The organism is Deltaproteobacteria bacterium (assembly GCA_016875395.1).
GTDB lineage: Bacteria > Myxococcota_A > UBA9160 > UBA9160 > UBA6930 > VGRF01.
In genome coordinates this window covers 1-13,518 of record VGRF01000039.1, presented here as the reverse complement: position 1 = coordinate 13,518, position 13,518 = coordinate 1, and the positions used below count along the sequence as shown (strand labels likewise).

Sequence of the window (13,518 nt, the reverse complement as noted above, 5' to 3'; positions counted from 1 at the left end):
GCCTCCGAGGGCGCGCAGGCTATCGCGCGACTTCGCGCCTGCGCAGCCAGCCCGCGATGCTCCAGCGCTCCGCGCGCGCCGGCGCGACTTCGTGCGCGATCGCGTCGCTGCGCATCGCGACGAGCGTGCCGCCGCGCGGAAGCACTTCGCACGCGGGCTCCTGTGCGCCCGCACTCGCGAAGATGCGCAGCGCGCCGCCGTCCTCGTCGCGCCAAGCGTCGTTCAGGTAGAGCACGAGCGAGATCGCGCGCGCGTCGTCGTCGCGGAAGCGATCGAGATGGCGCGCGTAGCCGGCGCCAGGGGCATAACGAGCGAAGTGCGCCTCCAGCTCCGCGAGACCGAGGAAGAGCTCGCGGTTCAGCGCGAGGCGCAGCGCATCGAGGAGCGCGAGCAGCGCGCGCTCCGGCGCCGTCGCGCTCGCGGCATCCAGCCAGCAGATCTCGTCGCCGCGAACCGCGGCCTCGCGCTGCGCGCTCGCTCCGCGGCCGATACGCGCCGCGTGAAACTCGCCCGCTGCGCGGCGGCGCTCGCCGCCTTCACGCAGCGCGAGCACTTCCTCGCGCGAGAGAAAGACCTGCGCGATCGCGAAGCCGCGCGATGCGAGCGCGGCGCAGATCTCTTCCTGCACTTCGCTCGCGCGCGCGTCGTCCATCGCACATAGCATCCGCCGCTTCGCGATCTCGCGGCAAGGAGTGCACATGCTGGACGTCTTCGATCTCACCGGAAAAGTCGCGCTCGTGACAGGCGCGACGCGCGGGCTCGGGCGCGCCGCGGCGGAGGGCCTCGCGCGCGCGGGTGCGAACGTGGCGGTGAACGGCCGCAAGCCCGAGGCGTGCGAACGCGCGGCGCAAGAGATCAGCGCCGCGAGCGGGCGCGAGGCGTTCGCAGCGCCGGGCCACGTCGCGAGCTGGGAGGAGCTGCCCGCGCTCGTCGAGCGCGTGCGCGCACGCTTCGGCCGCATCGACGTGCTCGTGAACAACGCTGGCATCAATCCCGTGCCGACGCCCGTCGCGCAGATGACGCAGGAGTATTGGGACAAGCTGCACGCGGTGAACGTGAAGGGTCCGCTGCGCCTCGCGCAGCTCGTTGCGCCGATCATGGCTGCGAACGTCGGAGGCTCGATCATCAACGTCGTCACCGTGGGCGCGTTCATCTACATCCCCGCGATGTCGGCCTACACCTCGGGCAAAGCCGCGCTCGTGAACCTCACGCGCGTGATGGCCGCCGAGTGGGCCGCGCAGGGAATCCGCGTAAACGCGCTCGCGCCGGGCTCGTTCATGACGGACATGATGAAGGGCGCCGCGCAGACGCCCGGCTTCCTCGAAGGCAGCGCGAACCTCTCGCTGCAGAAGCGCATCGCCGACCCGGACGAGATCGCCGGCAGCGTCGTCTACCTCGCGAGCCGCGCGAGCTCATTTGTTACGGGCACGGTGCTGATGGTGACCGGCGGGACGTGAGGCGGAGCTAGGCGAGGCCCTTCTTGCGCATCCACTCGAGCGCCCGCGTCGAGACGAGCTTCTCGTACGGATCCTCCGCCTGCGAGGCGCGCTCGAGAAGCGCCCCGATAGATCGCCACTCGAGAAGGGTCACCGATGCAAGGTTTCTGGCTTGATCAGCTCGATGCGGCAACAGCCGCCGGACACGATTCAGATCCTGATACTCGCGAACCTTGTCGACACCGAGCTTACTCCGGCCCGTATCGGTAAGAAGCAGTGTGAAATGGAAAGGACGCACTCCCGCATAGTTCGATCCGACGTCGAGATTCCGGAGAATCTGGTCACGCGTCTCTCGCGTTGTCGTCCGCTTCGAGATGTCGCTCTTGAACTTTGCTTCGACGAACCAGACCCAGTTCTCCGACTCGATCACAACGTCAACCTCCGAAGGCCCTTCGTCTCCTCCCGCGAGAAGAGCGAGAGGTGGACGGACTTGCTGCCAGAGGCGGACTGAAGCGCCCTCGAATGCATCGAGCGAAATGCTCGGGCTGCAAAGGCCAGCAAGATCACGAACCCAACTCTGGGGGTTCAGCTGGCGAAGCGAGCGAAAGACGTTTCAGGTCAATGCATCCTCGCTGTTCTCGCTCCTCATGTCTTCGCGTTTGCTCGCGCGCATCTGAGCAAAGGCAGGGGCATAACGATCGATGATGAGGTTCGAGCGGAAGTCCTTCGCGACTTTCACGCCGCTCTTCGTCGTCTCAAACTGATCCATTTCTTGTGCTCCCTACTCCGTCTCCGCCCCTACGCTCGTGTCCGCTCCGATCGCCGCGAGCCCTGCGCGCACACACGCGAGGTCGTCGGCTTCGGATCCGCCCGAGACACCCAGCGCGGCGACGGGCGCGCCGTCCACGATCACCGGCACGCCGCCGCCGAAGGTGACCATGCGCGGGCGCACCATCACGCCGAGGCGCACGGTCTCGCCGCTGCGCGTGATCATCTCGTTCACCTTGTCGGTGGGCATGCACGCGAACTGGGCGCAGGTGAACGCCTTGTCCTGCGCGACGCCGATCGAGACGAGGAAGGCGCGCGGGCTCCGTAACAACGCGAGCAGGTTGCCGCCGGGATCGCACACGGCGACGACCATGTTCAGGCCGAGCTCGTTCGCCTTGTCGATCGTCGCTTTACACAGCGTCCACGCGGCTTCGGCGCTGAGCGTCCTCGGACCGTCTTCGGTGATGCGCATGGGGGCTCCTTTCAGCGGGGTGCGTTCGCGACCGCGAGCTTCACGGGCGCCGTGGCCGGCTGCTTCAGCTCGATCAGGATCTCACGAAAGTGATCGCGGCTGTTGTTGACGGCGGTCTCGGTCGCGCCGGGGGGAACGAAGAACACGGCGCCGGGCTGGACCGGGATCTCCACGTTGCCTCGCCCCGCGACCTCGGCGTCGATGCGCGAGCCCTCGAGGATGCACAGCAAGTACGGCAGCTCGTGCCGATGCCGGTCGCTGCGCTCGCCGGGCGCGAGGTTCATCTCCCAAACGCGCACGAGCTCGTTCTCGAAGAGCAGCCTGTTCGCAACGTCGCCGAGCGGGCGGGTGTCGGGGTTGGTCATGGAGAGCCTCCCAAGCCGGAATCGAGGAGAAGGCGTCTGACGCCGAGTTGCCGATTCTCTCGCAACTTCCTGCGCAACTCCGCGACTCCGAGGAATCGAGGGGCGAGCGTCTGACGCTGACCCCTCGATTCTTCGTTCTTCACAGCACCGCCGCGAGCGTCCGCACCAGCAGCGCCATCAGCGTGAACGACGCCAGCGCGAACACGGCGAAGCGCAGCGGGATCAGGTTCTGCGTGGCCTGTACGAACGAGTGCACGACGCGCAGTGCGACGTAAGCCCACGCGAGCGCGACGTTCGTGACGTCGGCGGCGCCCGCGAGCTGCGCGGCGAGCGCGAGCGCATAGAAGATCGTCGGCTGCTCGTGCAGGTGGTTGTAGTTGTCGGCGACGCGCGCGACCTCGGCGGGCAGCACGAGCGGCGCGCCCGTTCGCCGCAGCTCCTCCATGTCGATGTTCGCTTTGCGCATCGCAGGAACTCGCGTCGCGTACATCCAGAACCACATCACGCACGTCCACGCGACGAGCACGAGAACCGGGGCAATCAGGCCGTGATCGGACATCGAACCTCCTCGAGTCGAGTGGGGCGGACATTTTGGCCCGGCCGGAATGATCGGGGGTCAGTTCTCGAACGCGGGCTCGCTCCAGCCCGTGTCTTCTTCTGTGGGTGCGGTGCGCGCGCGCGGTGCGGCGTCCGCTGAGCTCGTGGACCCGGGCGGCGCCGCAGCTTCCTCGCTCGCGCTCGCGGCGACGTAGTCGACGTAGATCGGGCTCGACCACGCGCGCTCCTCGACGAGCGCGAGGCGATCGTCCTCGGCGCCCTTGGGCGCCGCTTCGATCGCGATGCACTCGCCCTTCGCGTCGCGCGTGCACGCGAGGCCGGCGCCGTTCACTGCGGGAGTCGGCTCCTCGATCGCGCGCACGTAATAAACCGCGTCGCGTGCGCGCACGGCGAACTCGTCGTCCGCGAACTCGACCGTGCAGCCGGCGGCGCTCGGCTCGCACTGGAACACGCGCCACGGATCCTCGATCAGGTCGTCGACGGGCTCGCCGGCAACTTGTTGGGGGCGAATGCGCACGACCTCGATGCGCGTCACGAGATGGCGCTCGCCGGTGGGGTTGAAGCACTCGCCGAGACAGAGTCGCCGGAGGCGCTCGGCGGGCAGCCCGCTCGCAGCGAAGTCCGGGCAGCCCGGCGCTTGCTTCGGCGAGCCGATCGCGCGCACGCGGAAGTGCGGCGCGAAGCGCAGCTGCGTCTCGCTGCCCATCGGCAACACGGCGCCGCCGGGCGCGTTCACGAGATCGAACCAGAGCAGCGTGCGCTGGCCGCTCGTCCCGTACACCTCGCGCCGCTGCATCGCGTCCCAGATCGCGCCGCGTTCGCGCGAGGCGGAGTGCGCGGCAACGAGCCCGCCGGTGAAGAGCATGCTGCCGGTGCGGTCGTCGGGCGGGCCCTCGCCCAGATCGAACAGGCCGCGTGGCTTCGCCTGACTCGCTGCGACCGCACGATCGGGCAGCCTCGCGGGCGCGGTCCACGCGTCGCGCGCGAGGCCATCGAGCTGGCCGTCGACCATGCGCTGGCGCGCGAACTCCTTGTAGCCCGTGCCGGGCCTCGCGCTGTGCACGTCGCTCGCGGCGATGAAGCCGAAGCGGTAGCGCCACGGCTTGTTAGGGTCGCGGAAGCTCGTGAGCGCGAGCGCGACCTGCACGCTGAGCAGCGGGCGCAGCTGCAGCGCGGGCAGGAAGCAGTCCCGGCACTGCCCAGCATCGCGCCAGTCGGCGCCGCCCGCGAGCGGCACGGTCGCGTCCGCCGTGCCGCGCTCCGCTGCGCCGCCGGAGGCCTTCGCGTACTCGGCGCGCGCGAGCTCCGCGCGCTCCGCGCACTCCTTCGCCTCAGCCCCGTTCGTCAGGCAGCGCTGCTCGATGATCTCGCCCGCGCGCCAACACAGCGGCACGTAGTCCTTCGTCGGGAGCGGACACGCAGGCTCGCCGTTCGCATCGCGCACGAGCGGGCGCCACGCGCGGTACTCCTCGGAGTTGCCGTGGCCGCTGTACACCTCGATCAAGCGCTGCTGCTCGTCGTGCGCATCGTCACCAAGCTGCGTCTCCCACGTCGCGAGCGGCGACGCCGTCCAGCCCCACGCCGTGCCATGCGGAATCACGAGCGCCGCGCTCTCCCACTCGCGCAGCTTCGCCATCAGCTCGCCCGGCGTCGCGGCGCTCTCCATGCAGTCGCGCGGCAGCTCTCGGGTGGCGACGCCCTCGGCGCAGCGCGGCGTGTCTTGCAGCTCCGTGATCTTGCGCGCGAAGTCGTGCGCCGCGCCATCGTGCACGCGCGAAGCCACGAGCGCGCCGCGAGCGAACACGTTCGCGCTGCCGATCCCGCCGACGCGGTTGCTCGCCGCGGCGATCGGGCGCGCGGGAATCGCGTCGTCCGCGAGGTCGCGCAGGATCACGTTGCGATGGCCCCAGTGCGTCTCCGGCGTCGCGCCGACCTGCGTCCACTCCCAGCCGAGATAGCTCACGACGTCGGGGTTGTTGGGGTCGCTCGCCACCGCGTTGCACTGGCGGATCGACTCGACGCTCTCCTGCCAAAGCTGCGGCGTGATCGCCTCCGCGTGGTCGTTCAGCGACCAGAAGTCGAGCGCCGAGCAGTAGCGCGCGAAGTCGCAGGCATCGGCCGCCGGATGCGCGCCCTCGCCGCCCGCGATCGGCAGGCTCATCAGGAACGCGTCCATCGAGACGGCGGTGTGAACGTGCAGATCGCCGAACAGGATCGACTTCTCCGGCAGCGCGGCAGGATCCGCGCTCACGCCGCCGAGATCACCGCCGTACTGCTCCTGCTTCGGCGACGCCTCGGCGTCTGGCGGTGCCGGTGCGAACAGGCGCTCGATCGCGCCGCGCTGCTCCGCGGCGCGGCCCGCAACGACCTCGGCGGGCAGCGCTGCGCCCGCGATCTCGCCGGCGCCCACGTGCTCGCCGAACACGCCGCGGCCGAGCGCGAGGACGACGCCCGCGAGTGCGAGCAAAATTGCGCCCGCGAGCAGCAGGCGCGCGCGAATCACAGCGGAGCGCCGCCGAGGAAGCGCAGCGCGACGGCGGCGTGCAGCGCCACGCCGAAGGCCATGCCGTCTTCGTCGATCTGCATGCGGTTCGAATGGCACGGCGCGGCGAGCGATGGATCTTGCGGGCGCAGGCCGAGGAACACCATCGAGCCCGGCGTGCGCTGAAGCACGTACGAGAAGTCCTCGGCGCCCATCACCGGCGCGTCGAACTCGATCACGCCGCGTTCGCCCAACAAGTCGCGCGCCACGCCGCGCGAGAAGTCCTCGAACTTCGCGTCGTTGACCGTGACGGGGTAGCCCGCGTTCAGCTGCACGATCGCCTCGACGCCGTGCGCCGCCGCGATGCCTTTCGCCACGCGCTCGAGGCCCGCGTGCGCCTTCGCGCGCGAGCGCTCCGAGAGCGCGCGGATCGTGCCCTGCAGCTCCACCGTCTCCGGAATCACGTTCGTGGTCGTGCCGCCCACGATGCGCGTCACGGTGATCACGACGGGATCGGAGACGGGAATCTCGCGCGTCACGAACGTCTGAATCGCGGTCGCGAACTCGCCCGCGGCCGGAATCGGGTCTCGGCAGTCGTGCGGCATCGAGCCGTGCCCGCCCTTCCCCTTCATCGTGATCGTGAAGAAGTCCGCGGAGGCGAGCAGCGCGCCGGAGCGCGTGCCGATCATGCCGCTCGGAATCAGCGGCGTGATGTGGATGGCGAACGCGCCGTCGGTTTCGGGCATGCCCTCGTCGAGCATCACCTTCGCGCCGGCGTAGCCCTCTTCGCCGGGCTGGAACATGAACACGACCTCGCCCTCGAAGGCGTGGCGCTGCGCCGCGAGCAGGCGCGCGGCGCCGGCGAGCATGGCGGTGTGCGCGTCGTGGCCGCAGGCGTGCATCGTGTTCGGGCGCTGCGAGCGAAACGGCAGGTCGTTGTCCTCAGGCATCGGCAGCGCGTCGGTGTCGGCCCGTAACAAGATGCGCCGGCCCGGCTTCGCGCCGCGCAGCGTCGCCACCACGCCCGACGACTTCGCGTGCTGCGCGATCTCGAGCGGCAGGCCCGCGAGCGACGCGAGCAGCTTCGCGCGCGTCGCGGTGTTCTCGAGCCCGAGCTCGGGCTCCGCGTGAATCGCGCGCCGTAGCGCCGTCACGTCGGAGTTCAGTTTCTTCGCGGCATCGAGCAAAGCGGCAAGATCGTGCATGGCGCCTCCGAGAGCGCGCATTCTGGCATAGGCGCGAATTGCGTAACTCGGAGTTGGGGACGTTCTTGCGTAAGTCAGCGGCGCTGGAGTTATGCAACTCTCCCGCGCCTCATGCAGACGCTCGCCACGCGCATCGACGCTCTCGCCCGCACGCAGCCCGATGCACCGGCGTTCCTCGGCGACGCGGGCTCGCTCACTTGGCGCGAGTACGCGGAGCGCAGCGATCGCTTCGCGGAGCACCTCGCGGCGCTCGGCCTAACACCTGGCGAGCGCGTCGCGGTGGTGCTCCCGGATGGGCCGGGCGTGCACGTCGCGTTCGTAGGCTGTGAGAAGGCCGGGCTCGTCGTGATGGGCATCGGCCCGCGCGCGGGGCGCGAGGAGATTCGGCACCTCGTCGCGAAGAGCGGTGCCGCAGCGCTCGTGTCGCGCGCGTCGATGCGCGAGCTCGATCTTCGCGCGCTGTTCGCCGAGCTGCGCGACTCCGGGCTGCCGCTGCGCGAGCACGTCGTCGCGGAGGCGCAGCTCGATGCGGGCGATACTTGTTATGCCGCCGCGCCTCGCACAAGCGTGAGCGCCGCGGACCTCGCGTCGCGGCGGCTCGGCGCCGAGGACCTGTTCCTGCTCAACTCGACGTCTGGCACCACCGGCCTTCCGAAGTGCGTGACCCACCACCAGGCGCGCTGGTTCCACTTCCACGAGCTCGCCGTCGAATCCGGCGAGATGACGCCGCGCGACGTGTTCTTTTCCGTGCTGCCCGCGCCGTTCGGCTTCGGCCTCTGGACCGCGCACTTCACGCCCACCGCGCTCGGCGCGCCCTGCGTCGTGCTCGAGAAGTTCACGCCCGAAGCCGCGCTCGCTGCGATCGAGCGCCACCGCGTGACGGTCCTCGCCGCGGTCTCGACGCAGTTCATCATGATGCTGAACTCGCCGGCGCTCGATCGCACCGACCTCTCCTCGCTGCGCGCGCTCTACACCGGCGGCGAGGCCGTGCCCTATGAACGCGCGCTCGAGTGGGAGCAGCGCACGGGCTCGCTCGTGCTCCAGTTCTACGGCTCGAACGAGACGGGCGCGCTCTCGCGCACGACCACGCGGGATTCGCAGGAGAAGCGCCTCACGACCGCAGGCCGCCTGATCGACTCGATGCGCGTGCGCCTGTGCAACGACGCCGGTGAAGACGTGACCGCGAGCGGCCACGGCATCCCCGCGTGCCGCGGGCCGCTCGCGTGCCGCGGTTATTACGACGACGTCGCCGCGAACGCGAAGCTCTACACGCGCGACGGCTGGATGCTCACGGGCGACGTCGCGCGGCTCGACGCGGACGGATACTTCTCGATCGTCGGCCGCACCGCGGACTTCATCATCCGCGGCGGCAAGAACATCAGCGGCCCCGCGGTCGAGGACGCCGTGTCGAGTCATCCCGCCATCGCGCTCGCCGCAGCGGTCGCGTGGCCCGACGCGGTGTTCGGCGAGCGCGTGTGCGTGTACGCCGAGCTGCGCGCAGGGGAGTCGCTCACGCTCGAGGATTTGACGAAGCACCTCGAGGCGCGCGGCACCTCGCGCGAGTGGTGGCCCGAGCGCCTCGTGGTGCTGGGTGCGCTGCCGCGCGCGTCGGGCGGCAAAGTCGCGAAGGGCGAGCTGCGGGCGGATGCGATGAGACGCGCAGCGCCTACGAGCTAAAGGACCTTCGCTCGGTAGCTCGCGAGGCTGCCCTTCTCGTTGAGTCGCGGTGCGCGCTTCGCGCGCAAGTGCCGATCGAAGAACGCGCTCGTGAGGGCGACGATCTCGCGCGGGTTTCCGCTCCGAGCGCAGTCGACCGTGGTGCGGCCGAGGCAGGCGAGGTTCGTCCACCCGAAGTGATTCTCGCCGCGCAGCGTCGCGAAGTACTTCGGCGCGGAAAGCTGGCGGTAGATGTGCGGAAGCGACGGCGTGATGAACACGTCGAGCGTGCCGCCTTGAAGCATCACCGGCGCTCGAACGCCGAGCGACTTGCGGCCTGCGAACGGCGCGACATAGGGCGAGAGCAGCGCGAGGGCGCGCACGCGATCGTCTCGCCAGCTCGCTCTGGCGCCGCCGACCCCTAACAAGGTGTAGCCACCGAGCGAGTGGCCGACCGCGCCGACTCGGTCGGGGTCGATTCGCGCGCCGAGTGGATCCCGCGAGTCGCGCGCGCGATCCAGCAGATGATCGAGGAGGAAACGCAAGTCGTTCGCGCGGTCGCGGAACTTCGCATCATCCCAGCTCGCCGGGTTCGCGAAGCTCGGGGGCTCCCGTCGCCCAGAGCTCCGCGAAGCATCGGCGTGATCGATCGCGGCGACGACGTATCCCGCACGCGCGAGGGCCTCGGTGAGGAAGATGCTCTGGTCTCCCGCTCCGAGATAACCGTGCGAGAACAGCAGGAGCGGATGCGCGCCGGGTGCGATCGGTGCGTTCGGCGCGACCACTCCGGCTTGCCCGCCATAGTCGTGCGCCTGAGGTGGTGCCGTGGTCGGGTACCAGAGGAACAGCTGCGTCACACGCGTTCCGCCCGTCGCGAGTGGGATTCGGAGGGCGCTCTGCGTGAAGCCCGCGTGGGCTTCTGCGCATACCTCTCCTGCGATCCACGTGACGACGAAGCTGATCAGCAGACATGCGACGCGCATGGTGAGTCTCCTCAGGGCGTGAGTGCCCCGAGCATCGCTTCGAAAGGACTGGCGACCTCCCAACTCCTACGAGCGAGATCCGCACACGCAGCTCGCGCGTCGATGCGCGGCACTTCCTGCGCATCGCGCAGGTAGAGGAACGCGGTGGCGCACACGTCGTCTTGGCGCTCGCAGATGCCGAACGCCTCGAGCGCGCCGCGCAGCGGAAAGAAGCCGCCACCCGCGGCGCGGCCCTCGCGTTCGAGGCGCTCGCGCAGCGCGGTCTGCCCGCGCGGAACCGCGACGGCGCCGATCTGCTGGAGCGTGACGCGCAGCTCGCGCGCGAAGCAAATCGGGTCGGGGTCGTGCCAGCGGTAGAACGAGACGAACTCCGGCATCGGCGCGCCCTGCGCCTGTGTGATCAGGGGCGCGCCCTGCAGCGGCGTCGCGTGCGCGCCCATGCCCCACGCGCTGCCGACGTAATCCTCGAGCCCGGTGCCGCACCACGTCGGGTGCTCGCGGTCGCCATCGAGGAACATCTTCACCTCGCCCTCGCCGTACCAGCTGAAGCCTTCGTCCGGCAGCACGCGGATGCCGACGTTGCAGCCGAAGAAGCGACCGGGGCCGCGCAGGCCCTCGGCGATGTGGAAGTCGCGCTTCAGCTGCGTCGGGTTCTCGCGGCGGAACGTCGCGTGCAAGAGGCCCACGTCCGGCGCGACCTCTCCGGTTGTTAGGGAGAGCTGGTAGTAGAGCGGGAAGCGGCGCGCGCTCGCGTTCACGAGCTCGACGCGGAGTGCGCGGCGGAACGGGAGCGGCAGCCACGAGTTGAAGCCGCGCGCCTCCTGCGTCGCGTTCCACAGCGATGCGAACGCGACGGGCCGGCCGAGCGGACAGCCGAAAAAGTCGAGCACCGGCACGCTCACCGACGGCTCGCGCGCGCCGTCGTAGTAGATCTCGAGAATCGGCGCGCGCATCTCGTGCGGCGGCATCGGTGGCAGCGTGAGCCAGAAGTGCCGCACGCAGCCGGGGCCCGCGAAGTCCGCGAGCACGACGCGCTCGCCCGGCGCGATCATGCGCGACGGCGCGCCCTTTCTTCCGCCGTGCGCAGTCGCCGCCGCGCCCTTCGCGCCGCTCGGATTCTCGAACGAGACCGTGCGAATCGGCTGCGTCAGATCGATGCGGGACGGATCGCTGCGCTCGAACATCGGCGGCTCCTCTGGGGAGCCCGACTCTCGCGCAGACGTGGGCGTTCCCGGAGAGAATCGCCAACTCGGCGTCTGACGCTGAGTTGGCGATTATCTCGCAGCTCGGCGCGCAAGTTGCTGATCTCGAGGGAATCGCGGTGCTGGCGTCTGACGCAGAACCTGCGATTCGGCAGGTTCCTGCCGCTAGCGCTCAACGTCGCGCCTCGCACAGCCGCGCGAGCGTCTCGAGCTCGCGGGCCATCGTGCGCATGAACCACCAGCGCCCGAGCGCGCAGAGCCAGCGCGAGCCCTCGACGTGCGCGACGCGCGTGCGCCCCGCGTCGAGTGCATCCGCGGCCATCCCCACCTCCCCCTCGAACGAGCGCATCACGCACCAACCCTCGCGGTAGATCGCCTCGAACTTCATCGCGGGGCCGATCACGGGCGCGTTCGAGCGCAGAGTGAGGCGTTCTCCTTCGCGCGACTCGATGCGGAGCCAGCGCACGTACGTGTCGAACTGCGGCACGCCGTTCTCGAGATCGCCGAACACGGACCACACCACGTCGAAGGGCGCGTCGATCACGCGCTCGCGGTACGCGAGATGCGGGCGCGCCGCAGCGATCGCGCGCAGCCGCGCGACATTCCCAACGCGCGCGCTCGGCCAGCGTCGCTCCGCCTCGGCGCTCATTCCGCCCACCGCTTCGCGAACGCCTCGCGCGCGCGGAAGAGCCGCGACTTCACCGTGCCCTTCGCGACGCCGAGCTGCGCGGCAGCTTCGTCTTCGCTGAGGCCCTCGAGATCGCGCAGCACGAGAATCGCGCGCTGCTCGGGCGCGAGCTGCGCGAGCACGCTGCGCACGTCGGGCGCGACGCCGGGATCGCGCGCCTCGGAGACCAGCGCGCTCGTGTCATCACCGCGCGCGGCCTCGCTGCGCGCGCGCTGCGCGTGACGCACTGCTTCGCGCACCGCGATGCGCCGCGCCCAGCCGCGCAGCGCAGCGGGTTCGCGCAGATCCCGGAGATCGCGAAACACCTGCACGAGAGCCTCCTGCGCCGCGTCATCGGCGTGGTCGAGCGCGATCCCGCCGCAGATGCGCGCGATCCACGGCGCGAGCGCGTCCATCAGCTGCGACATCGCGAGCACGTCGCCGCGCTGCGCCTCCACCACGAGCTGCCGCTCCTCCACTGCTTGGAGGGGAATCGCAGGCGCGAAAGGTTCCGCGGAACCTTTCGCGGCGGACGCGCCCCTCGGTGTGTGCGGGTCCTGCGGCATCGCGAAGGAGTGAAGCATGAACGCGCGCGGGGCGACGTGGTGGGCCCTGATGATTCTCGGCGTCGCGTTCGTCGCGAACGGACTCACGATGCTCTTCGTGCCCGAGCCGTGGTTCGCGCGCGTCGCCGCCGCGACGGGCGCCTTCAACCCGCACCTCGTGCGCGACGTCGGCGTCGCCTACGCCGCCTCCGGCATCGCCGCGCTCTGGGCCGCGCGCACGCCGGCATGGCGCGCACCGCTCGCCGCGATGTCCGCGCTCTTCCAGGCCGGCCACGCCTTGATCCACGTGTTCGACGTGCTCACCGGCGCGCTGCCGCCCTTCCACCTGATCGAAGACTTCCCCGTGATCTACCTGCCCAGCGCGATCCTCGTCGTGATCGCGCTGCGCTCTCGCGAGCCTGAGCGCGCCTAACAAGGAGACACGATGCGCCTAGAACCGATCGAGAAGCCGCCGAGCCTGTTGGGCAAGCTGCTCGACTCCGCGATCCGCCGCATGCTCGGCCGCTCGATCACGCCCTCACAGGTCGTCTACAACCGCGTGCCCGCCGCCTGGCGCATCTCACTCGCGTTCCAGCTCTTCGAGCGCTTCGGCTCGAAGCTCCCCGGTGAGCTGCGCCTGCTGGCGACCACGCGCGTCGCGCAGCTGAACGGCTGCGCGTTCTGCCAAGACATCAAGCGCGCCTACGCCATCCGCGAGCACCTCGGCATCGCGAAGTTCGACGCGCTCCACGAGTGGCGCGCGAGCCACGCGTTCACCACTCGCGAGCGTGCCGCCCTCGCGTTCGTGGAAGAAGCGACGCTCGCCAAGAAAGTGAGTGACGCGACCTTCGCCGAAACGCGCGCTCACTTCGACGAACGCGAGATCGCGGAGCTCGTGCTGCTGAACGCGATCGAGAACTTCTACAACGGGATGAATCTGGCGCTGGGGATCGAGGAGAGCGATGGGCTCGAGGCGATCGCGCGAAGAGCGGCGTAGCGAGGAGTGGCTTCAAGACCGCTTGCAGCGGCGCGGTGATGCCTCGGAGTCGGTGTGACCTGATCTGGGTTTCTCGGCCCAGCTGATTCCTGGGAGAATGGCTCCCGACGAAAGGAAGCCCCCCGTGAAGAAGAGCCGGTTTTCGGAAGAGCAGATGGTGAAGATCCTGCGCGAGGCGGATC

General features: G+C 69.8%; 16 protein-coding genes. 4 read left to right on the top strand and 12 right to left on the bottom strand.

Annotated features, from left to right (window positions below; all coding sequences use genetic code 11):
* Positions 1-19: 19 nt before the first annotated feature.
* Positions 20-652 carry a 2OG-Fe(II) oxygenase gene (locus FJ091_20330; GenBank protein MBM4385702.1) on the bottom strand — a complete coding sequence of 211 codons (633 nt, stop codon included), beginning with the start codon at positions 650-652 and terminating at the stop codon, positions 20-22.
* 46 nt (positions 653-698) lie between these two features.
* Between FJ091_20330 and FJ091_20325 the strand changes: the two genes are divergently transcribed.
* Positions 699-1,457 carry an SDR family oxidoreductase gene (locus FJ091_20325; GenBank protein MBM4385701.1) on the top strand — a complete coding sequence of 253 codons (759 nt, stop codon included), beginning with the start codon at positions 699-701 and terminating at the stop codon, positions 1,455-1,457.
* Positions 1,458-1,464: 7 nt separating this feature from the next.
* Here the strand turns inward: FJ091_20325 and FJ091_20320 are convergent, their stop codons facing one another.
* From FJ091_20320 to FJ091_20290, 7 genes are all read right to left on the bottom strand, one after another.
* Positions 1,465-1,866, bottom strand: a complete 402-nt coding sequence (locus tag FJ091_20320; GenBank protein ID MBM4385700.1) for a hypothetical protein — start codon at positions 1,864-1,866, stop codon at positions 1,465-1,467.
* A 183-nt stretch (positions 1,867-2,049) separates the two neighbouring features.
* Positions 2,050-2,205 (bottom strand): hypothetical protein, encoded by a 156-nt coding sequence (locus tag FJ091_20315; protein MBM4385699.1) that lies wholly within the window; start codon positions 2,203-2,205, stop codon positions 2,050-2,052.
* Positions 2,206-2,217: 12 nt separating this feature from the next.
* Complete coding sequence (locus tag FJ091_20310; protein MBM4385698.1) at positions 2,218-2,676, bottom strand: heme-binding protein; 459 nt, start codon at positions 2,674-2,676, stop codon at positions 2,218-2,220.
* Positions 2,677-2,687: 11 nt separating this feature from the next.
* Positions 2,688-3,041, bottom strand: coding sequence for a cupin domain-containing protein (locus FJ091_20305; GenBank protein MBM4385697.1), 354 nt, complete (start codon positions 3,039-3,041; stop codon positions 2,688-2,690).
* A 139-nt stretch (positions 3,042-3,180) separates the two neighbouring features.
* The gene (locus FJ091_20300) at positions 3,181-3,600 is read right to left on the bottom strand and encodes an MAPEG family protein (protein ID MBM4385696.1); all 420 of its coding nucleotides are present in this window, start codon (positions 3,598-3,600) and stop codon (positions 3,181-3,183) included.
* A 57-nt stretch (positions 3,601-3,657) separates the two neighbouring features.
* Entirely contained in the window at positions 3,658-6,102 is a 2,445-nt protein-coding gene (locus FJ091_20295) for a DUF3604 domain-containing protein (protein MBM4385695.1), read from the bottom strand.
* Complete coding sequence (locus FJ091_20290; GenBank protein MBM4385694.1) at positions 6,099-7,286, bottom strand: amidohydrolase; 1,188 nt, start codon at positions 7,284-7,286, stop codon at positions 6,099-6,101. Before FJ091_20290 ends, FJ091_20295 begins: the two co-directional genes overlap by 4 nt.
* 111 nt (positions 7,287-7,397) lie before the next feature.
* Here FJ091_20290 and FJ091_20285 point away from each other — a divergent pair, with 111 nt between their 5' ends.
* Positions 7,398-8,963, top strand: coding sequence for an acyl--CoA ligase (locus FJ091_20285; GenBank protein MBM4385693.1), 1,566 nt, complete (start codon positions 7,398-7,400; stop codon positions 8,961-8,963).
* Here FJ091_20285 and FJ091_20280 read toward each other — a convergent pair.
* The 4 genes from FJ091_20280 to FJ091_20265 all read right to left on the bottom strand — a co-directional run bounded on the left by FJ091_20280 (position 8,960) and on the right by FJ091_20265 (position 12,288).
* The gene (locus FJ091_20280; GenBank protein ID MBM4385692.1) at positions 8,960-9,925 is read right to left on the bottom strand and encodes an alpha/beta fold hydrolase; all 966 of its coding nucleotides are present in this window, start codon (positions 9,923-9,925) and stop codon (positions 8,960-8,962) included. The two genes, FJ091_20285 and FJ091_20280, sit on opposite strands and share 4 nt — an antisense overlap.
* A gap of 11 nt (positions 9,926-9,936) precedes the next feature.
* Complete coding sequence (locus FJ091_20275; GenBank protein MBM4385691.1) at positions 9,937-11,109, bottom strand: DUF2961 domain-containing protein; 1,173 nt, start codon at positions 11,107-11,109, stop codon at positions 9,937-9,939.
* Positions 11,110-11,299: 190 nt separating this feature from the next.
* Complete coding sequence (locus FJ091_20270) at positions 11,300-11,776, bottom strand: hypothetical protein (GenBank protein ID MBM4385690.1); 477 nt, start codon at positions 11,774-11,776, stop codon at positions 11,300-11,302.
* On the bottom strand, positions 11,773-12,288 hold the full coding sequence (locus FJ091_20265; protein ID MBM4385689.1) for an RNA polymerase sigma factor: 516 nt from the start codon (positions 12,286-12,288) through the stop codon (positions 11,773-11,775). Before FJ091_20265 ends, FJ091_20270 begins: the two co-directional genes overlap by 4 nt.
* 88 nt (positions 12,289-12,376) lie before the next feature.
* Here FJ091_20265 and FJ091_20260 point away from each other — a divergent pair, with 88 nt between their 5' ends.
* Together FJ091_20260 and FJ091_20255 are read left to right on the top strand one after the other, a co-directional pair.
* Positions 12,377-12,772: a hypothetical protein gene (locus FJ091_20260; protein MBM4385688.1), complete on the top strand. Its 396-nt coding sequence runs from the start codon at positions 12,377-12,379 to the stop codon at positions 12,770-12,772.
* A 12-nt stretch (positions 12,773-12,784) separates the two neighbouring features.
* A complete protein-coding gene (locus FJ091_20255) occupies positions 12,785-13,336 on the top strand; it encodes a carboxymuconolactone decarboxylase family protein (GenBank protein ID MBM4385687.1) in 552 nt (183 codons plus the stop codon).
* The last annotated feature ends 182 nt before the right edge of the window (positions 13,337-13,518 follow it).